Genomic DNA, 19,051 nt, shown 5'->3' with positions numbered 1-19,051 from the left:
ATGGGACGGCGCCCGGGTCAGTGCCCCGCGGCGACCAGGGCGCGCACATCCCACACCCAGACGTCGTCGGCGGCATGACCGCTGTCCCGGAGCAGCTCGCTCACCGTCTCGCGGAGCACCTGACGGTTCCTTCCCGGCGGGAGCACGAGCGCGTCGGCCCGCCAGAACCTCAGGTCCGCGACCGCCTGCGCGCGCAGTCCGTCGGTGATCGTCGGCGCTGCACCGGTCTTGTCCACCTGGGCCAGCAACAGCGCCGTCGGCCGATCGTCCGGGCCGTACTTGGCCTTCTTGGCGGCGCCTGCCGGTCCGACGAAGTAACCGCCCGCGAGTGGGAAGCCGAAATCGGCCTTGGCCTGCCAGGACAGCGCGCGCGCATCCTCGGGCCGGGGTAGCGGGACCGTCACGATGGAGCCGTCGTCGACGTATCCGCGCCAGGTCCCGTCGGCGAAGAATTCGGGAGCGGGTTTGCGGTCGACCGCGGGCAGCGGCATCGGGGTCAGCGGCAGCAGCGCGAGCACCAGACAGATGCACCAGGGCACCAGCGTCGCCCGCTCGCGGACGGCCCGGTCCGTCGCCATCGCGAGCAGCAGCGCGATCGGGGGGACCGCGCCCATCGCGAACCTGGTCTCGAGCACCGATTCGAGCAGCGGGACGTGCTCGAACCAGGCCCACGGCAGGGTGATCCCGGTCTTGTTCCGCCCGACGGTCAGCTCGGACCCGAGCGAGAGCACGCCCATCGCGAGCGTCGTCACCGTCGCCGCCCGTGCGAGCGGCGACCGCCACAACCAGGCCGATGCCGCGGCGACGAGGGCCAGCAGGGGCCAGCCGAAGTAGGCGTTCTCCTCCGTGGCGCCGATCGAGACGTCCTGCCCGGGGTTGGTGCGCCCGCCGAGCGACTGCTCCGGGAATTGCAGCAGCGCCTTGAGGTCGTTGCCCATCGCCCCGTGGTCGATGACCCGGTAGCTCTGCGGCCCGAAGAACTGCCACCACAACGGGATCGCGGTGATCGCCAGCGCGATCGCCGCCGCGAGCAGCAGCGGCCGCCACGCGGACCGCACCGCGGCGCCGGCGAGCCGCGGCCGAAAGGCGAAGTACGCCACCGTGAACACCGCGAAGGACATGGCGCAGATGAGCAGCGGTTCCTCGCCGAGCAGGATCTGCGCCGCGACCAGCAGGCCGAGCGCGATCGTGGTCCGGACGCCTGCACCGCGGCTGAGCCGGATCACGCAGCCGAGGATCAGCGGCAGCAGCGCCAGCGCCACGAAGTTCGGGTGACCGTTGGCGTGCGAGATCATCCCCGGGGCGAACCCGCACAACAGCCCGCCGACGGCCGCCGCGGCCCGCGATCGCACCGCGAACCGGGACAGCAGCCAGTACCAGGCGAAGGCGGTCCCCGCCAGGCCCGCGGTCAGCACCAGCGTCCAGGTGGCCGTCGGTCCGAACAGCAGCGTGACGGGCGCGAGCGGGATGCTGACGCCGAACATGGCCGTGTTGGCCATCAGGTTCACGCCGTCCGGGTAGTTCTGCAGGAGCGTGCCGAGGGGGTTCTCCAGTCGGGTGACCGAGTGCGCCGCGACCGCGAAGAACCACTCCCACATCCGCTGGTCCTGGCCGCTGCCGATCAGGTAGCCGACGGTGGGCGAGCGCCACTGGCGGCCGAGCACCACCATCGCGAGCGCGGTGAACCCGAGCGCGGCGGCCACGTCCGGCCCGGCCCGGTGTCCCCGCAGGCGCCCGACGACGGCGCGCGCGGACCTCGGTGGGGTCGAGGTCCTCGCGGGGTCCGCCAGCATCGGTGCCTGGGGCATTGCACGTTCCTGTCCGTCGGCGGGCCGACGGATTGCCGAGCCCTTGGCCCCGGCCACCGTACTCACCTGCCCTGTGAGGTTCCTGTCGGCGGTCGGCCGGGCTCAGGACCGGGCGGCCACGAAGCGGTCCATGCAGCGCTCCGCCACCGCGGTGATCGTCAGCGCCGGATTGACCATTGCGGAGGACCCCGGCAGCAGGGCGCCGTCGACGACGAACAGGTTGGAGTAGCCGTCGACCTGGCCCTCGTGGCTGCACGCGCGGCCCATCACCATGCCGCCGAGTCCGTGCCACGTGCACCCGGAGCCGAAGTCGCTGAGCCGGGTGTAGATCGGGATCCCGGTGGCGGGCGAACCGAACCGGGTCTCGGTCCGCTCGTGGAAGCGGCCTGCGAAGCTCCGCCCGCGCGCGTCCACGTCGCTGCTCGACTCGCCGAACGGGTAGTTCAGTTCCGCCCGCCCGGTCGCCGGGTTGTAGTCGATCGAGCCGCGTTCGTCCGAGATGACCTGGATCAGGTTCGCCATGTTCGAGCCGCCCGCGATGTCCGGGAACGGTGACGCCTCCCAGGACATCGAGATCGGGCCGTCCGGATTGTCGTCGTCGTACATCACCGCGACGCCGGGGCCGCCCTGCTTCGCGCCGCAGTCCCGGCGCAGCAGTCCGCGGGCGATCAGGAAGTCGCCGTTGTTGCCGTATCCCTTGCCGACGTGGTCGTTCAGCCGGGTCAGCGTGCCCTTCGCCTTGGCGGTCGCGAGCAGCGCGGAGGTGTAATACGAGCCGGCCGCCATGAACACGTAGTCGGCCACCAGCGTCTTGTGTTCACGCACCGCGCCGGATTCGTCGATCCGCTTGACCACGACCTCGAACCGGTCCTGCCCGGAGATCTCCCGGATCTCGATGACCTCGTGCAGCGGGAGGATCGTCACGTTCCCGGTGGCCTCGGCCGCGGGCAGGTAGTTGCGGTCGACGCTGTTCTTGGCGCCGGAGTTGCTGCCGTACGGGCCCTCACCGATCGAGTACGACGCGGGGGTGCGGCCGGCGAGTTCCTCGCGGACGACGTCCCAGTCGACGCAGAAGTCGTGCAGGACGGGCTCGCCACCGAAATCCTCGATGTAGTCCAACCAGGCGCGCGCACCCCGGTAGGCGGGGTTCGCGAGGAGGTCCGCCGGGAGGGGCGAGGTGCCCAGCATCTTCTTGGCGCGCGGGTAGTACGTCCGGTCGAGCTCGTCGTAATCGATCTGGGCGGGGAAGACCGTGGCGAAATCCTTGCGCCGGGGCTGCGGCGTGAACGCGCCGAACGCGAGCGAGCCGCCTCCGACCCCGACGCCGTAGATGGCGTCGATGCCGTTGCCGTACACCCGGTCGATGAGGCCCGGGTACCGGGCGATGGACTGCAGCCGCGTCAGCTGGTTGATCGGCGGGTGGTCGGCGAACCATGCGGATCGGCCGTCGGGTTCGTTGATCGTGCAGAAGGTGGTGCCGTCCGGGTTGACCGGCCAGCGCCTGCCGCGCTCGAGGACCGTGGTCCGGACGCCTGCCTGGCCGAGCCTCAGCGCCGCGACCGCGCCACCGAATCCGCTGCCGACCACCACGGCGGTCTTGCCGCTCAACGCCGTTGGGGAGGCGCCCGCGCGCGCGGCGGAGAGGGGCCCGACGGCCGCCCCGGCGGCCAGGGCGCCGACGCCGAGGGCGGCGCCGCGCAGGAGGGACCGGCGGTTCGGGTGGGGTTGCGGCGCTCGCTCGACGATGGTCACGTCGGCAACCTACGCGGCCGCTGAGGAAACGAACAGTTAAACGATAAAGGTGTGAGCGCCGCTTGGGAAGCGACGTCGGGCTAGTGCGGTTTGCCGGATGCCGTGATGGGCCCGGGCAGGGCGCGGTCGAGCAATTTCATGTAGCGGCCGAGCTCGCCGGCCGCGGCGAGCGTGGCGAGACCCTGTGCGGTCAGCTTTCGCTGCCAGTCATTCAGTGCGGCGGCCAAAGCGTCTGTGCCTCCCGCGCTTCGGACCTGCTGGACCACGGCGGCGATGCGGTCCAGCGGGTAGCCCCCTCGTCGGAGGAGGTGTGCGAGCTCGGCATCGCGGACGTCGATCGCGCTGTAGTGGCGGTATCCGGTGGCCCGGCCCCGCGCCGGGGCGAGGATTCCGGCGCCCTCCCAATTGCGAAGCGTCGCAGGGGTGACGCGGAGGTGGTGCGCGAGTTCGCCGATGGTTCGGGTCTCGGCGTCATTCGATGGGTCCGTGGCGGTCCCGGATTCGGCCGTCAGGTGATGCACCGAGCTCTTGACGGCATCGAGGGTTTCCCGGTCGCGGAGCGACTGGACGTGGCCGCGGTCGATGATCATCAGGGCGTCGTCGAGTTCGCCATGGTGCAGCGCGTTCATGATCTGGCCGCCGATCGCGTGGCCGTACGCCGGGAGGAGCGCGAGGTAGGCGCGCAGCGCCGCCGCATGTACCTCGGTGTAGACCCGGTAGCCGCTGGGCGTGCGGTCGGCGGGTGGGATGAAGCCGTCCCGCTCGTAGTTGCGGACCGCCTGGGTCGAGATGCCGTGCTCGCGCGCGAGGTCGGATGGTCGCAGCTTGATCATCGATTTGAGACTTTACCGGGCAATTCGGTAGCTGTTGCTTCACAAGTCTCAACCGATCTTTCAACGATACGATTGAGACACATGAGCCAGGACATTCGAGACTTCGTACCCGCATCATGTGACATCTTCGCGCTCGGTGAGCCGACGCACCTGGAACCCGCGTTCGCGTGGGTCCGCAACGAACTGTTCGCGCAGCTGGTCGACCGCGGCTTCCGGTCGATCGTTCTGGAAACCGATCGCGTGGCCGCGCTCACCGTCAACGATTTCGTGCAGGAGGGGGTCGGGAGCCTCGATCAGGCGATGAGCGAAGGCTTCTCGCACGGCTTCGGGGACCTGGACGCCAACCGTCAACTGGTTGCCTGGATGCGCGACTACAACGAGAACCGGCCGCCGACAGAGCGATTGGCCTTCCACGGCATGGACGCTCCGATGGAGAACACCAGCGCACCCAGCCCGCGACGCTATCTCGAACACGCCAGCGACTACCTGCAACTCGACCTCGACATCGCGGGCCTCTGCGGCGATGACGAACGCTGGAGCCGCGCGGAAGCGGTGATGGACTCGGCCGCGTCGATCGGCGCCACGGCCGGGGCCGAACGGCTGCGGACGACTGCCGACGATCTGCTCACCACGCTCTACGTACGGGCGCCGGAACTGATCGCGACGACGTCACGCGCCGAATGGCACAGGGCCGAAACGTATCTCACCGCAGGCCTCGGCCTGCTCCGCTACCACAAGCAGGCGGCGCAGCTCATCGACGAGAGCGAGCGGATATCACTCCTGCTGGGCACCCGCGATGCGCTCATGGCCCGAAACCTCCTCGACATTCGACGCATCGAGGATCGGCGGGGAGCGACGATGGTCTTCGCGCACAACAGCCACCTGCAGGAGCGCCCGAGCACCATGCGGATGAGGGGCATGGACCTCGAGTGGTTCAGCGTCGGCGCCATCGTCGGGTCGCTGGTGGGCGACCGGTACGCCTTCATCGCGGGCAGCCTCGGCCGCAGCGACACGATCGGGCTCGGCGACCCGGAGCCGGACACCCACGAAGGCTTCCTCCAGGCCCGGATCGCCACCTGGGGCCTGACGCCCGCCACCGAGGTCGCCGCCGCGCGCACCCGTACCGACGCCACCCCGGCGCAGGGTTACTTCCCGCTCGACCGGGCGACCCTCGACACGGTCGGCGCGATCCTGCACATCAGCTCAGGCGCAACGGCGCTCACGCACACTCCCGGCTAGGCCTCGTCGGGGCCGGACAGCCACCACACGTTGTGCCAGGCGTCGACGAACCGGGCGAGGGAGCTGTCGCCGTAGAACGGCGTGGTCGACGTGAACCCGGTAGCCTCGGTCGCCGGCGCGCCGGAGTACCTCGTCGCAGTCGGTGACGTTCACCTGGAGCAGGGCGGGGGTGAACGCCCAGTCGGGCTTGGGCATCCTCAACAGGACACCCGGGTCGTGTCGACCCGGGTGTCCTGGCTGGTAGGTGATCCGGACTGCTCCGAAATCCTTGCGCGGTTAGTCGGGTTATTTCCGCCAGAACAGGTGGTGGGCCACACCACTCGGGCTGGGCACGATCTCGAGGTGGAACCGATCGCGCAGCTCTTCCGGCGACTCCCAGAGCCGGAGTCCGGTTCCGAACGTTATCGGGGAGACCGCCACGTGCATGGTGTCGACGAGGTCGGCATCGAGGAACTGCTTGATGGCGGTGACTCCGCCGCCGAGTCGGACGTCCTTGCCCTGCGCTGCCTCGCGTGCCTGCTCGAGGATCGTGGCCGGGTCGCCGTCGACGAAATGGAACGTGGTGTCGGAGAGCGTGAACGAGGGCCGCTTGTGGTGGGTCATGACGAATACCGGGGTGTGGAACGGTGGCTCGTCGCCCCACCACCCGAGCCATTCGTGATCCTCCCATGGGCCGCGCTGGGGACCGAACTTGTTGCGTCCCATGATCTCGGCGCCGATGTTGCGGGCGAAGTCTCGTGTGAAGTAGTCATCGAGGCCGCGGCTGCCGCCGGGGTCGGTGCGGGTGGGCCAGCTGGCCGTGGCGCCGCCCCACGCGAACATGGCACCGGGGTCGAGGCCGAACGGGCTCTCGAAGCTCTGGTTTTCCCCGGCGCCGATTCCGTCGCTCGAAACATTGAAGTTCTGGACTCGCAGTAGCTGACTCACTCTGTGCTCCCACTCTCGATGATGGTGATCAAAGTAGAGACTCCCCGAGACGCACAAACTCATCGGAAGGCTGACCGGCATCCCCCGAACGGCACGGAAATGGACGTCCACTGGGCTCTCGGGCCGGAGGATTCCCGGCGGCGACCCTCGCCGTCGGAGGGCGGGCGGCTACGAGGCAGCCTCGCGGCGCGAGGGCGGATCGGCCAGCGCCTCGGCGACCAGATCCAGCGACAGCCCGAGGACCTGGGCGAGGGCGGCGACGGTGAAGAACGCGGGCGTCGCGATCCGGCCGGTCTCGATCTTGCGCAGCGTCTCCACGGAGATGCCCGCGTCCAGTGCGACCTCGACCATGCTGGCCTCGCCGCGGGCTCCGCGCAGCAGCTCGCCGAGTCGCTTGCCTCGCTCGAGTTCTTCCGCCGTCAGCGGCACGCGCACCATGTCCCCTATAGTAATACCGGTATAGTTATTGGCAATACGGGAGAGGTGGGCATGGTCGAGATCAAGACCGAGGATGAGGTGCGTTCGATGAGGGAGGCCGGACGCGTGGTGGCGCAGGCCCTCGCGGCGGCGCGGGCGACGGCAGCGGTCGGGGTGAGCCTGCGCGACCTCGACGCGGCCGCCGCGGCGGTGATCCGGGAGGCGGGCGCCACCCCGGCCTTCCTCGACTACCACCCCGCCTGGGCGCCGTCGCCGTTCCCCGGTGTGGTGTGCGCCAGCGTCAACGACGCGATCGTGCACGGCATCCCGACGGACCACCGGCTCGCCGACGGCGACCTCGTCAGCCTGGATTGCGGGGCCTATCTCGACGGATGGTGCGGTGACTCGGCGATCAGCTTCGTGGTCGGCGAGGCCGACCCCGAGGACCTGAGCCTGATCGCGGACACCGAGGCGGCGCTCGCGCGGGGCATCGAGGCCGCGCGGGTGGGGAACCGGATCGGTGACATCGCCGACGCCATCGGCGCGTTCGCCAGGAGCAGGGGACGTGGGGTCCTCGCCGATCACGGCGGCCACGGGATCGGCCGCGCCATGCACGAGGACCCCGACGTGCCCAACGAGGGACGGCGCGGCCGGGGGATGAAGCTGCGCGCGGGCCTGGTGCTCGCGCTCGAGCCGATGCTCATCGGCGGCGGCACCGACGACTACCGGCACGACCCGGACGGCTGGACGCTGCGCACCCTCGACGGCACCCGCGCGGCGCACAGCGAACACACCATCGCCATCACCCCGGACGGGCCGCTGATCCTCACCGCCGCCTGAGGGCCGCGATCACGAGGTCGCCGTCAGGTGATCGAGCAGCACCGGCGCGAGGGTCTCGGGCGGGACGTCGTGGAATCCGCCGTCGAGCGTGCGGTGCCGGGCGCCGGGAATCATCTCCGCCACGGCGCGGGCGGGCAGCTGCAGCGACGGCGGGCTGGCGGCGCTCGCCAGTGTCAGTGTCGGAGCCGAGATCCCGGCGAACCGGTCTGCGGTCAGGGGTCGCACCGTGATGGCGCCGTCGTAGCCGAGGGTGTGCGCCAGAGATTCCATCCCCGCCCACATCGGCGACTGCCTGGTCTGCGCGACCGCCTCCGGCGGCAGCCCGACCGCCGCGGTCATGAAGTACTCGACGGCCTCCCCGCGGCGGTCCTCCGCAGTGAAGGTGGCCAGCCGGGCCAGGTAGTCGTCGGGGAGCTGCGGGCCGCCCTCTGTCTGGAACGGCGGTTCGAAGATCGCCACCGAGGTGACGGGCAACCCGGCGGCGGCCGCGTCCAGGGCCAGGATCGCGCCGGACGAGAGGCCGAACAGGCCCGCGGACCCGCCGACGTCCTCGATCAGGGCGGCAAGATCCTCGATCTCGCGGTCGACCGCGTACGGCGCGGTGTCGCCGCTGTCTCCGCGGCCGCGTCGGTCGTACGCGATCGCGGTGGACCCGGGTGCCAGCGTGGCGGCCAGGGCGGCCGCGGTCGCGCGGTCGTTGAAGGCGCCTCCCACGATGATGATCGGCGGGCCGTCGCCCGACCGCTCGTACGCGATGACGGTGCCGTCCCGCGAAATCGCCTTGTGCACGGGGTTCTGCTGCGGTGTTTCGGACGTCTCGGACATGGGCTTCCCTCGTTCCTCGGATCGTGTTCCTCTGTACTGACCGGGCGGGGCACGAAAATTCATCGCGCGAGACCGATGAGTTTCCCCCACGCGGCGGGTCTGTACTCGGGAAGGCATTCGACGAAGGGTGGGAAACGATGACAGAGGGCGCGGTTCAGGAGGACTTTGCTCCGCTGGCGGAGCCGTATCGGCGGGAGTTGTTGGCGCACTGTTACCGGATGTCCGGTTCGGTGCACGACGCCGAGGACCTGGTGCAGGAGGTGTACCTGAAGGCATGGCGCGCCTACGAGAAGTTCGAGGGCCGCTCCTCGCTACGTACCTGGCTGTACCGGATCGCGACGACCACCTGCCTGACCGCGCTGGAGAGCAAGGGCAAGCGCCCGCTGCCCACCGGTCTCGGCGCGCCGAGCTCGGACCCGGCGGGCGAGCTGGTCGAGCAGGGCGAGGTGCCCTGGCTCGAGCCGATCCCGGACGCCCTGCTCGGCACCGCCGCGAGCGACCCGGCTGTGGTCGCGACGTCCCGCGAGAGCATCCGGCTGGCGCTGATCGCCGCCCTGCAGTTCCTGCCGCCGAAGCAGCGGGCGGTGCTGATCCTGCGCGAGGTGCTGGCCTGGCCTGCCGCGGAGGTTGCGGAACTGCTCGGCATCAGCACGGCGGCGGTGAACAGCGCCCTGCAGCGCGCCCGCGCGCAGATCGATCAGGCCGCGCCCGCCGAGGATGCCGTCGTGGAGCCGGTCGCGCCGGATCAGCGCGAGCTGCTCGACAAGTACATGGCGGCCTTCGAGACGTACGACATGGCCGCGCTCAAGGAGCTGTTCACCCAGGACGCCGTCTGGGAGATGCCGCCCTTCGTCGGCTGGTACCAGGGCCCCGATGCAATCCGCACCCTCATCGAGAACAACTGTCCCGCAAATGGTCCCGGGGACATGAAGCTGATCCCCACGGTGTCGAACGGGCAGCCCGCATTCGCGATGTACATGCGTGATCCCGACGGCGGGTACTCCGCCTTCCAGCTGCAGGTGGTCTCGCTCGGCCCGTCGGGGATCGGTCATGTGACGGTGTTCTTCGACGTGTCGCTGTTCGGCAAGTTCGGGCTGCCCGAGACGCTGCCGGTCGGGTCATGACGGGCGCCGCGGTCGCGTGGCCGCTGGCCGACCCGGTCGCGTTGCTGGAGCGGTCGATCGCCTACACGTTGGGCAGCCTGCAGCTCGTGACGGAGGAGTCGATGGACAGGGCCACGCCCTGTCGCGGATGGGACCTGCGCATGCTGTTGGCGCACATGAACGACGCCCTCGGCACGCTGCAGGAGGCCGCCCTGGACCGGCACATCGCGCTGGCTCCCGCCGCTGCGGCGCCCGATCCCGAGTCCGATCCCGTTGCGGCGCTGTGCGATCGCGCCTGTCGACTGCTCGGGGCATGGGCGCGCTCGGGTGACCCGGAGGGGATCCAGATCGGTGGCGTCTCGATGGCCGCGGGCATCGTGCCCGCTGCCGGTGCGCTGGAGATCGCCGTGCACGGGTGGGACGTGGCAAGAGCGTGCGGACGCAACCGGCCGATCCCGCCGGACCTCGCCGAGGAACTGCTCACCTGTGCAACGCTTTTCGTCAGTGATGCGGACCGACCGGCCCGGTTCGCCGCCCCGGTTGAGTTGCCGGCGGGGGCGGGACCGGGGGAGCGGCTGCTGGCCTTCCTGGGCCGGGATCCGCGGCCCTAGGCGCCGGCGATGGTCCGGAGCACCTCGAAGGTCTCCTCCTCGTCCTGCTCGGTGCCGTGGTCGCTGAGCTTGACGATGACGGTGCCGGTGGCCGGGTCGACGTAGGTGTACTGGCCGTAGACACCGAGCGCGGACAGGTCCGGGCTGTCGGGCGTGGGGTGCCACCACTGCGCGGAATATCCCCACGGCGAGGTCGAGACCTGGTGCGGGGCAGGGGCGCTGATGCGTTCGATCCAGGCAGGCGGGACCACCTGGGTGTCACCCACCCGCCCGCCGTCGAGGACGAGCCGGCCGACCTTGGCGTAGTCGCGGGCGGTCGCGTTGAGGCAGCAGAACGCCTTCTCCTGACCGCCGTCCCGGTCGAGGTTCCAGGTTGCGCCGTCCTCGGCGCCGATCGGGGCCCACAGGTTCCGCTCGAGCAACTCGGTCAGCGGTTTGCCCTCGACCCGGGCCAGCACCTGTCCCAGGAGCTGGGTCTCGACGCTCCGGTAGTCGCCCTCGCTGCCCGGGGCGAAGGTGACCTCGCGGTGGTCGGCGACGAACTCGTCGAGGTCCTGGGTCAGGTACATCCGGGCGGTGCCGGTCAGCGGCCAGTACGGGTTGTAGTTCTCGGACACATCGACGCCCGCGGTCATGTCCAGCAGGTTGCGCACCGTCACGGTGTCGTACTCCCCGCCGGTGGCGAGCTCCGGCAGGACGTCGACCAGCCGGTCGTCCTCGCTGAGCTTGCCCGCGTCGATCGCCTGACCGATCATCAGCGAGACGACGGACTTGGCCATCGACCACGAGGCCAGCGGCGTCGTGGCCTCGACGCCGTCGCGGTACCACTCGTGGGTGAGCGCGCCGTCCCGCAGCACCAGGAAGGCGTTGGTGTGGGTGGTCTCGAGGAACTGCGCGACCGGGATCTGCTCGCCCCGCCACGGCACCGTGTCCGGCAGCGGCATCGAGTTCGACTGCAGCGGAGCGGGATCCGGCGAGGCCGCCACCGCGCGAGATGGATACAGCTCGCCCTGCTTCGAGGGTGCCTCGGTCAGCAGCCGGGCCAGGGTCGGCGGCGCGGGGATCTCGAGCGCCGCGGCGGCCGCATAGGTCGCCGCCACCAGCGTCGCGGCGGCCACCGGGACGACGATCGCGGCCGTGCGCAGTCGGGAGCGCTTGCGAGGCGGCTCGGCGACGGTGGGCTCGGCAGCGGTGGTGGCGGGCTCGGTGGTGGTGCTGGGCTCGGTCATGCGTGGAGTGATCCTCGATATCGGGGGTGGGTGGGTCTTGGGCGCCGTGCGGGGCCGGGTCAGTCCGTGCGCACGCGGGCGGCCCTGGCGTCGAGCGCGGTCCAGAAGGCCTCGATCATGGTGGCGAGCACCAGGTCCGGGCCCACCTCGGCCAGGGCCGGTGCGTGTGCGGCGATCGCGGGGTAGCGCACCGGGTCCGCGCCGACATACTCGTGGGCCCAGGCGCGTTCGTCGCCGGCGCGCAGGTTGTCCGGTAGCAGCGCGTGGCCGGCCAGCATCCCCGCGTAGGACAGCACGGCCTCGGCCATCATCCGTTGGTAGCGGACCACATCCGCCGGCTCCAGCCCCAGCTCGCCGAGCGCGGTGAGCATCATCTCGACCAGGGCGAACTCGCCGGGGCCGCGGGTCGTGCGCGGGGCCACGGCGGCGCCGACATGGGGATGCTCGGTGAACACCGCGACCACGGCTCCGGCGAGGTGTTCCATCCGCTCCTTCGGGCCGAGCCCGGCGGGGACGCGCTCGTGCGCCATCGTCAGCAGGCGGTCGCCGACGGCTCGCAGGAGCGCGTCCTTGTCGGAGAAGTGCCGCCACACCGCCGAGCGGTCGACGCCGAGCTCCTCGCCGAGGGCGCGTCCGGTCAGTCCGTCGGGGCGGCCCCGCGCGGCGATCCGCACGGCGGCGTCCACGATCACCTCCGGCGTCAGTCGCGCGCGCGTACCGTCCTCGGCCATCCCTGTACCCCTCCCGCCGTGAGTCCTTCTGGCCCGACAGGGGCCGGAAGGACTCACAGGTGCGTGCCATCAGCGTTGTCATCAATGATGACATCACTGATGTGGCAGTGGGGGCAAACGGTGAAAGTGCTAGGCGGCGCCCTCCCAGGCGAACGGTGCGAACGGCGGGTCCAGCGGCGCCTCGGTCATCCGGTTGGCAAAGGTGGACAGCGTGTAGGTGCCGACCCCCAGTACGACCTCGAGGGCGTTGCGGCGCGTGAAGCCCCGCTCGAGGAACGCCCTCATCTGCTCCTCGTCGACACCTCCCGCCGCGTCCAGGACCGCGAGCGTGAACACGCGGATGGCGTCGAGCCGCGGGTCGGTGAGCGGTTGCCGGGCGCGCAGGGCCGCGACCAGCTCCGCCGGCGCCGCGGCGCGGGTGAGTGAGGCGGTGTGTAGGGCGACGCAGACGTGACACTCGTTACGTGTCGCGATGGTCAGGACCAGCACCTCGCGTTCGAGCTCGGTGAGCGTGCTGCGCTCGAACAGGGCGTTCGACCGGGTGAAGGCCTGCAACAGCTCGGGCGATTCCGACATGAGCGCCGCGGGGGCGGGCAGGAACCCGAACTTCCCCTCGATGGCCGCCATGGTCGGGCGGGCGGCGTCGGGGGCGGTCTGGGCGGTGTGATGGGTGAAGGGCATCTGGAGTCCTCTCTGGGGTAATATCGTCAACGTGGTTGTCCATATAGTAAACATGGTTGTCTATATTCGGCAAGGGGTGTGCCGTGGCCGTCGATGAGAGCCCCGGCTACGAGCTGCCGCTGCTGCTGTTCGCCGGATTCCGGACCCTGATCGACGAGGTGCATCGCCAGCTGGCGGAGCAGGGGCACCCGGACATGCGCCCCGCCTACGGATTCGCGATGCAGGCGATCGGGATCGCGGGGACCAGCGCGAGCGAGCTGGGCCGAAGGCTCGGCGTCTCCAAGCAGGCGGCGGGCAAGACGGTCGATCGGCTCGAGGGCCTCGGTTACGTGGCGCGCGAGAGCGACCCGTCGGACGCCCGAAGCAAGAGGGTGGTGCTCACGGAGCGGGGGCTCGACAGCCTGCGACGCTCCGCGGTCGCCTTCGACCGGCTGCAGGCGGACTGGGCGGCGACGATCGGGCTGGAACGGCTGCGCGCGTTGGAGTCCGATCTGCGCACCGTCACCGCTGGTCAGGGCTTCCGTCTCGACGCGCAGGCCTGGTTCGGCGGATAATTGACCCGTGCGCGATGAGTTTCGCGGTCGTCGCCGGTCTATATGGCAACCGCTTCGCGCGCCGTGCACGAAGCAATCCAGCATCGGAGCCCGCCATGACCACCACGCCGCACACCACGACCACCGCACCCGCCGCCACCGGCTCGGCCGCCCCCTCGCGGGGTGCCCGGATCGCCGGCCTGATCATCACCGGTCTGGTCGTCGTGTTCTTCCTCTTCGACTCGCTCACCCACATCGCCAACGTCGAGCAGGTGCGCACCGCGATGGCCGACCTCGGGTTCGACCCGAGCCTGAACAGGGTCTTCGGCGTGGTGCTGCTGATCTGCCTCGCCCTCTACGTCGTGCCCGTCACGTCGATCCTCGGTGCGGTCCTGCTGACCGGATACCTCGGCGGCGCCGTGGCGACCAACCTGGTCACCGAGCAGCCGATCCTGAGCACCACCCTCGCGCCGATCTACTTCGGCATCCTGGTGTGGGGCGGGCTGTACCTGCGCGATCTGCGGGTGCGCGCGATCATGCCGCTCGTCCGCGGCTGACCGACCTCGCATGCCGTCCCCCACGCCGAACCGGTGTGGGGGACAGCCGTGTTCAGCCGACCCGGGTGACGATCACGAACGGACCGACCTCGGTGGTGGTGAACCGGGGGTCGTCGAACAGCTTCTCCGGGAAGGTCACGGTGTAGCGGCGCACGTTCGGGTCGTTGGGGTACACGTCCTCCGCCAGACGCAGCGTGTAGCCGTCGGACCCCTTGCGGAAGACGAACACATCCGGTGTGCGCCAGGGGCTTTCGTCCATCGCCCGGACCAGCTCGTCGGGGCTCTCGGTCTCGGCCCAGTCGGCGATCGCGGCGGCGCGGCGGTCGAACTGCGCCAACGGGTTCGCGTAGTGCGACGTCAGCGACTGGAAGCCGAAGTACGGGTAGAAGCTGAGGAAGCTGGTGTCGGCGGTGAGCACCACGGTGTCGGAGCGCGGTCCCGGGCGCTGTGCGGTGATCGCCGCGTCGACCTCGTCGTAGTAGGAGGCGGCGCCGGGCGGCCGCTGGTCCGCCCGCTCGCCGTTGCCGTCGGTGTCGGTGTACGCGGTGGTGATCTCGGAGGCGAGCACCTGCGGGATGTTCTGGGCGAACGCCACCGCGCCCAGCGCGCCGATCGCGACGATCGCGGCCCGGACCCGCGGGTTCTCGCTGGTCGCGAGGATCGTCCAGCGCGCGAAGTCGAGGAACCCGAAAACGCCTGCGGCACCGAGCAGCACGAGCAGCACTGGTTCGAGGCGGAAGGACAGCAGGGTGTTGCCGATCGCCGTCACGGCCATCGAGAGCAGCCACCAGGCGTACACGGCGGCGACGCCGATCCCGAGCGCCTGCGCGCGCCGCGAGGAGGCGGCGCGGCCGACCAGCCACACCGTGCCGAGCAGGCACAGGCCACCGATCAGCGAGAAGTGGAACATCGGCAGGGGCAGACGGGCGCCGCCGTCGGGCAGGTAGTGCAGTGCCGTACCCGAGCTCGCGGTCGGGCCGGTGCGCATCGCGTTCAGGTACGGCAGCCACACGATCAACGCGATGAGCCCGGCGATCACCCCCGCCACCGCCAGCCGGAACAGCGGGTCCAGCGCCGCCCGCATCCCGTTCGCCCGCACCGCGAGCGCGGCGGCGAGCACGGCCATCAGCGTCACCGCGAACGCCGCCCAGCCCAGGTACAGGGTGTAGAAGGTGGCGGCGACGCCGAGGAAGACGCCCGTCCCGACGATCGCACCCCAGCCGTCGGCCCCGCTCCGGCCCGGTCGGTACAGCCCGCCCCAGGCCAGCACCAGCACCGGTGGCAGCAGCACCACGAGGACCGCGCTGTACGCCTCGGGGGACGCGTAGGCCAGCGCGATCGCCGTCACGGCCGTCGCGACCAGCACCGCCACGTGGTCGCGGATGAGCTTCGACCACAACACCAGCGACACGACGGCGGCCACCGCGATGGAGGCGATCGCGTACGGCTTGAACGCTTCCCAGCCCTCCATGCCGAGCAGATTCGCGACCCGTCCGCCGACCCAGAACCAGCCCGCCGGATAGAAGGAGGGCAGGTCCGCATAGGTCATGTCGTCGAGCCGGGCGGTGTCCGTCATCCGGGTGAGGAACTCGGTGCGGAACTCCTGGTCCACCGAGATGCCGTGCAGGTACAGCTTCGTCGCGGCCAGCGGCATCCCGAGGGTGACCGTGACGAAGCCGGACAGCGCGGCCCAGGACAGCAGTTTCGCCGCGACCACCGCGCGGCGGGCCCGCAGCAGCCACACCGACAGACCCAGCGCCGCCAAGGTCACGACCTGCCCGACCGTGGTCAGGGCCTGGGTGACGTTGGAGGAGTTGAACGCCGGCCAATCCACCAGCCCGAAGGCGATCAGCCCGACCGCGGCGACGGCGGCCGCGACGACCGCCGCCAGCCCCATCTCCCCGGCGGTGGACGCCGCGCGACGCAGCGGATCCCTGCGGGCCGCGGACGTGCTCGGAGCTGTGTCGGGGATCGGAGCTGCGGGAGCGTCAGTCACGAGCACTGAGCTTAGTGAACCGACGAGAAGCCGGACGCGAGCGCCGCAGATCGACCGCCGCAGACCCATTCCGTGGTCCAGGGGGTGGCCGAATCGGCACCCTTGGGTGCCTGGTGGTGTGGGCTTCGCTACCTCATATTTGTTGTAGTCCACCCGGACCCGACCCCGACGGAAAGCCTCAGATGATCTCTCGCATCGCAAAGACGCTCGGCATCGCGTTACTCGTCGCCGCGGGAGTGATCGGCGCCACCGCCTCGGTCGCCCAGGCGGAGATCCGCAGCTCGGCCGAGGGAACGCAGGCGGTCGTCTGTGTGCACGACGGCAAGGAATACAGCGTCGGCAGCAAGATCTATCTCCCGGACGGCAGCTACCAGACCTGTGAGACCAACGGCCAATGGCGGCGGGTCATGCCGGGATGAGCGACGTGCGGCCCGGCCCGAACGACAAAACGGCCCCACCGCGATGCACTGCGGTGGGGCCGATTCGTCGGGTGCTGCGGGTCGTGTGGGGCTAGATCGGCAGCTTGCGGAAGATCGCCCGCGGCACGTGCCGCAGTGCCATCATCACGAAGCGCCAGGGGCCCGGAGTCCAGACGATTTCCTTGCCCTTGTCGGACGCGGCGACGGCGAGCGAGGCGACGATGTCCTTGTTGACCGTCAGCGGGGCTTCCTTGACGTGCGCGCTGAACTGGGTGCGCACCATGCCGGGCCGGACCACCGTGACCTTCGGTCCGAACTGGGCGAGGGCCTCGCCCAGGCCGAGGTAGAACCCGTCGAGTCCGGCCTTGGTGGAGCCGTAGACGAAGTTGGCGCGCTTGACGCGCTCGCCGGCGACCGACGACATCGCGATGATGCGGCCGAAGCCCTGCGCCTTCATCTTCTCGCCGACGAGCACACCGACCGACACCGCCGCGGTGTAGTTGACGTTGGCCACCAGCACGGCCTTGCGCTGGTTCTGCCACAGCTCCTCGGCGTCGCCGTCGAGCGCGAACGCGACGATCGCGACGTCGACGTCGCCCTTGGACCAGGCCGCGTCGATCACCTTCGGGTGCGACTCGGTGTCCACGGCGTCGAAGTCGACGACCTCGACCTCGGTGGCGCCCTTTGCCTTCAGCTGGGCGACGGCGGCGTCGCGGCCCGGATCGCCAGGCAGCGCGGCCAGGATCACCCGCATCGGAGCCTTCTTCAGGTACTCCTCGCAGATGGCCAGGCCGATCTCGGAGGTGCCGCCGAGGAGCAGCAGGGTCTGGGGGTTACCCACGGCGTTGATCACAGTTCCAACCTTCTGGACATATCGGAGGCGAAAACGCCTGTGGGGTCGTACTTGCGGCGCGTCGCGATCCACTCGTCGATCCGCGGGTACATGGCGTGGAAGGTCTCGGCGGTGGTCCGCGAGTCCTTCGCGGTGTAGAGCCGTCCGCCGAATTCGAGGACACGCTTGTCGAGTTCGGTGACGAACTCGTTCAGGCCGGCCTTGATCGGGAAATCGACGCAGACGTTCCAGCCGTGCATCGGGAAGCTCAGCGGCGCCTGGTTGCCCTCGCCGAACAGCTTGAACACGTTGAGGAACGAGTAGAAACCCGACCGCTGGATGTCGACGATGATCTTCTTGAACTCGTCGACCGCCTCGGGCGGCACCACGAACTGGTACTGCAGGAATCCGTTGGATCCGTAGGCGCGGTTCCACTCCCCGAACAGGTCGAGCGGGTGGTAGAACGCCGTCAGATTCTGGACCTGGTTGGTGGCGTTCTTCGTCTTCCGGTAGTACAGCTCGCCGACGATCGTGAAGTCGAGCTTGTTGGCGAGGCCGTTCGGGAAGATGTCCGGGAACGTCACCAGCGGCTTGGCGTTGAACCGCAGCGGATCCTTCTGCAGCTTGGCCGGCAGCTGGTCCAGCTTCGCCAGCGAGCCGCGGGACACGGCCGCTCGGCCCAGCTTCGGCGGCGCGGAGATCGCGTCGAACCACGCCGACGAGTAGTCGTAGTTTTCCTCGGAGCCGTCGCTGTGCAGCGCGATGGTCTCGTCGAGGCTGGTGGTGCGGACGCTGTCCGCGATGAAGTACGCCGTCTCGGTGGGCGTCATCTTGATGGTGGCGCGCAGGATGATGCCCGTCAGGCCCATGCCGCCGACCGTCGCCCAGAAGAGCGCGGCCTTGGGATCGTTGCGCCCGCCCTTGGGGGTGAGCGTGCGGACCTTGCCGTCGGCGGTCAGCAGGTCCAGCGACATGACGTGGTTGCCGAAGCTGCCGGCGCTGTGGTGGTTCTTGCCGTGGATGTCGGAGCCGATGGCGCCGCCGATCGTGACCTGGCGGGTACCCGGCAGCACCGGAACCCACAGGCCGAACGGCAGGGCCGCCTTCATCAGCTGGTCCAGGTTCACACCGGCGTCGACGTCCACCAGGGCGGTGTCGCGATCGATGCGATGAATGCGATTGAGCGCATTCATGTCGATGACCAGGCCGCCTGCGTTCTGCGCCGGGTCGCCGTAGGACCGGCCGAGCCCGCGGGCGATGACGCCGCGCCGCAGGTGGGACGGCTTGCCCTCGTTCTGCTCGGCGACCTGCGCGACCGCGCTGGCGATCACCTCGACGTCGGGCGTGGACAGCACCTGGGCGGTGGTGGGCGCGGTGCGCCCCCAGCCGGTCAGGGTGCGGGTCTGGGTGGTCAGAGGCTGCGGCTGCACGGCGGCGGCCGGGGACTCTTCAGCTGTCGTGGACATCGTTGTAGAGGTTACCTGGCGGTAGTGGATCCGACCCCTGGCGAGTGTGCAGGTATGGCCGCCGCCACTCGACGTTTGGCCCGGTAGCTGCACACTCGGCCGGGCGGGACTAGACGATGAGGCCGGCGGTCTGGGTGCGGGCGCGGTCGAAGCGGGCGGAGACGTCGTTCCAGTTGACGATGTTCCAGAAGGCGTTGACGTAGTCGCCCTTGACGTTCTGGTAGTCGAGGTAGAAGGCGTGCTCCCACATGT

The 19,051-nt window shown here is 70.0% G+C and carries 20 protein-coding genes; 7 read left to right on the top strand and 13 right to left on the bottom strand.

Annotation, left to right across the window (positions count from 1 at the left end):
- Nucleotides 1–17: 17 nt before the first annotated feature.
- The 3 genes from FCG67_RS23820 to FCG67_RS23810 all read right to left on the bottom strand — a co-directional run bounded on the left by FCG67_RS23820 (nt 18) and on the right by FCG67_RS23810 (nt 4,393).
- Nucleotides 18–1,808: a glycosyl transferase gene (locus FCG67_RS23820; RefSeq protein ID WP_136912048.1), complete on the bottom strand. Its 1,791-nt coding sequence runs from the start codon at nt 1,806–1,808 to the stop codon at nt 18–20.
- 102 nt (nt 1,809–1,910) lie between these two features.
- Nucleotides 1,911–3,554: a GMC oxidoreductase gene (locus FCG67_RS23815; RefSeq protein ID WP_136912088.1), complete on the bottom strand. Its 1,644-nt coding sequence runs from the start codon at nt 3,552–3,554 to the stop codon at nt 1,911–1,913.
- A gap of 86 nt (nt 3,555–3,640) precedes the next feature.
- On the bottom strand, nt 3,641–4,393 hold the full coding sequence (locus FCG67_RS23810; RefSeq protein ID WP_136912047.1) for a TioE family transcriptional regulator: 753 nt from the start codon (nt 4,391–4,393) through the stop codon (nt 3,641–3,643).
- A gap of 81 nt (nt 4,394–4,474) precedes the next feature.
- Between FCG67_RS23810 and FCG67_RS23805 the strand changes: the two genes are divergently transcribed.
- The gene (locus FCG67_RS23805) at nt 4,475–5,632 is read left to right on the top strand and encodes an erythromycin esterase family protein (protein ID WP_136912046.1); all 1,158 of its coding nucleotides are present in this window, start codon (nt 4,475–4,477) and stop codon (nt 5,630–5,632) included.
- Between the two features lie 285 nt (nt 5,633–5,917).
- Here the strand turns inward: FCG67_RS23805 and FCG67_RS23800 are convergent, their stop codons facing one another.
- Nucleotides 5,918–6,559: a dihydrofolate reductase family protein gene (locus tag FCG67_RS23800; protein ID WP_136912045.1), complete on the bottom strand. Its 642-nt coding sequence runs from the start codon at nt 6,557–6,559 to the stop codon at nt 5,918–5,920.
- Between the two features lie 168 nt (nt 6,560–6,727).
- The gene (locus FCG67_RS23795) at nt 6,728–6,997 is read right to left on the bottom strand and encodes a helix-turn-helix domain-containing protein (protein ID WP_136912044.1); all 270 of its coding nucleotides are present in this window, start codon (nt 6,995–6,997) and stop codon (nt 6,728–6,730) included.
- A gap of 51 nt (nt 6,998–7,048) precedes the next feature.
- Between FCG67_RS23795 and map the strand changes: the two genes are divergently transcribed.
- On the top strand, nt 7,049–7,816 hold the full coding sequence (gene map, locus FCG67_RS23790; RefSeq protein WP_136912043.1) for a type I methionyl aminopeptidase: 768 nt from the start codon (nt 7,049–7,051) through the stop codon (nt 7,814–7,816).
- A 9-nt stretch (nt 7,817–7,825) separates the two neighbouring features.
- Here the strand turns inward: map and FCG67_RS23785 are convergent, their stop codons facing one another.
- Nucleotides 7,826–8,641: an alpha/beta fold hydrolase gene (locus FCG67_RS23785; protein ID WP_211243310.1), complete on the bottom strand. Its 816-nt coding sequence runs from the start codon at nt 8,639–8,641 to the stop codon at nt 7,826–7,828.
- Between the two features lie 137 nt (nt 8,642–8,778).
- Here FCG67_RS23785 and FCG67_RS23780 point away from each other — a divergent pair, with 137 nt between their 5' ends.
- Both FCG67_RS23780 and FCG67_RS23775 read left to right on the top strand, forming a co-directional pair.
- The gene (locus FCG67_RS23780; protein WP_136912042.1) at nt 8,779–9,765 is read left to right on the top strand and encodes a sigma-70 family RNA polymerase sigma factor; all 987 of its coding nucleotides are present in this window, start codon (nt 8,779–8,781) and stop codon (nt 9,763–9,765) included.
- A complete protein-coding gene (locus FCG67_RS23775) occupies nt 9,762–10,355 on the top strand; it encodes a TIGR03086 family metal-binding protein (RefSeq protein WP_136912041.1) in 594 nt (197 codons plus the stop codon). The genes FCG67_RS23780 and FCG67_RS23775 overlap by 4 nt, the downstream gene beginning before the upstream one ends.
- Here FCG67_RS23775 and FCG67_RS23770 read toward each other — a convergent pair.
- The 3 genes from FCG67_RS23770 to FCG67_RS23760 form a co-directional block, all read right to left on the bottom strand.
- The gene (locus FCG67_RS23770; protein WP_136912040.1) at nt 10,352–11,584 is read right to left on the bottom strand and encodes a serine hydrolase domain-containing protein; all 1,233 of its coding nucleotides are present in this window, start codon (nt 11,582–11,584) and stop codon (nt 10,352–10,354) included. The genes FCG67_RS23775 and FCG67_RS23770 overlap by 4 nt on opposite strands.
- 59 nt (nt 11,585–11,643) lie before the next feature.
- Nucleotides 11,644–12,315 (bottom strand): TetR/AcrR family transcriptional regulator, encoded by a 672-nt coding sequence (locus FCG67_RS23765; RefSeq protein ID WP_136912039.1) that lies wholly within the window; start codon nt 12,313–12,315, stop codon nt 11,644–11,646.
- A gap of 129 nt (nt 12,316–12,444) precedes the next feature.
- Complete coding sequence (locus tag FCG67_RS23760; protein ID WP_246045250.1) at nt 12,445–12,996, bottom strand: carboxymuconolactone decarboxylase family protein; 552 nt, start codon at nt 12,994–12,996, stop codon at nt 12,445–12,447.
- 83 nt (nt 12,997–13,079) lie between these two features.
- Between FCG67_RS23760 and FCG67_RS23755 the strand changes: the two genes are divergently transcribed.
- Together FCG67_RS23755 and FCG67_RS23750 are read left to right on the top strand one after the other, a co-directional pair.
- On the top strand, nt 13,080–13,550 hold the full coding sequence (locus tag FCG67_RS23755) for a MarR family winged helix-turn-helix transcriptional regulator (RefSeq protein ID WP_246045249.1): 471 nt from the start codon (nt 13,080–13,082) through the stop codon (nt 13,548–13,550).
- Between the two features lie 95 nt (nt 13,551–13,645).
- The gene (locus FCG67_RS23750; RefSeq protein ID WP_136912038.1) at nt 13,646–14,086 is read left to right on the top strand and encodes a DoxX family protein; all 441 of its coding nucleotides are present in this window, start codon (nt 13,646–13,648) and stop codon (nt 14,084–14,086) included.
- 52 nt (nt 14,087–14,138) lie between these two features.
- Here the strand turns inward: FCG67_RS23750 and FCG67_RS23745 are convergent, their stop codons facing one another.
- Nucleotides 14,139–15,983 carry a galactan 5-O-arabinofuranosyltransferase gene (locus FCG67_RS23745; RefSeq protein WP_136912084.1) on the bottom strand — a complete coding sequence of 615 codons (1,845 nt, stop codon included), beginning with the start codon at nt 15,981–15,983 and terminating at the stop codon, nt 14,139–14,141.
- A 281-nt stretch (nt 15,984–16,264) separates the two neighbouring features.
- On the opposite strand from FCG67_RS23745, the gene FCG67_RS23740 reads away from it, so the two are divergent.
- Nucleotides 16,265–16,501, top strand: a complete 237-nt coding sequence (locus tag FCG67_RS23740) for a hypothetical protein (protein ID WP_136912037.1) — start codon at nt 16,265–16,267, stop codon at nt 16,499–16,501.
- Between the two features lie 91 nt (nt 16,502–16,592).
- On the opposite strand, the gene dprE2 is transcribed toward FCG67_RS23740, so the two are convergent.
- From dprE2 to FCG67_RS23725, 3 genes are all read right to left on the bottom strand, one after another.
- On the bottom strand, nt 16,593–17,354 hold the full coding sequence (gene dprE2, locus FCG67_RS23735; protein WP_136912036.1) for a decaprenylphospho-beta-D-erythro-pentofuranosid-2-ulose 2-reductase: 762 nt from the start codon (nt 17,352–17,354) through the stop codon (nt 16,593–16,595).
- On the bottom strand, nt 17,351–18,799 hold the full coding sequence (gene dprE1 / locus FCG67_RS23730; RefSeq protein WP_136912035.1) for a decaprenylphosphoryl-beta-D-ribose oxidase: 1,449 nt from the start codon (nt 18,797–18,799) through the stop codon (nt 17,351–17,353). Before dprE1 ends, dprE2 begins: the two co-directional genes overlap by 4 nt.
- A gap of 109 nt (nt 18,800–18,908) precedes the next feature.
- Nucleotides 18,909–19,051: Fe-Mn family superoxide dismutase (locus FCG67_RS23725; RefSeq protein WP_246044891.1), on the bottom strand; the 143-nt coding region annotated here is incomplete at its 5' end.

This window comes from Rhodococcus oryzae, from assembly GCF_005049235.1.
GTDB lineage: Bacteria > Actinomycetota > Actinomycetes > Mycobacteriales > Mycobacteriaceae > Rhodococcus_G > Rhodococcus_G oryzae.
Note: the sequence above shows the minus strand (reverse complement) of the source record. Positions and strands in the feature narration are given on the sequence as shown.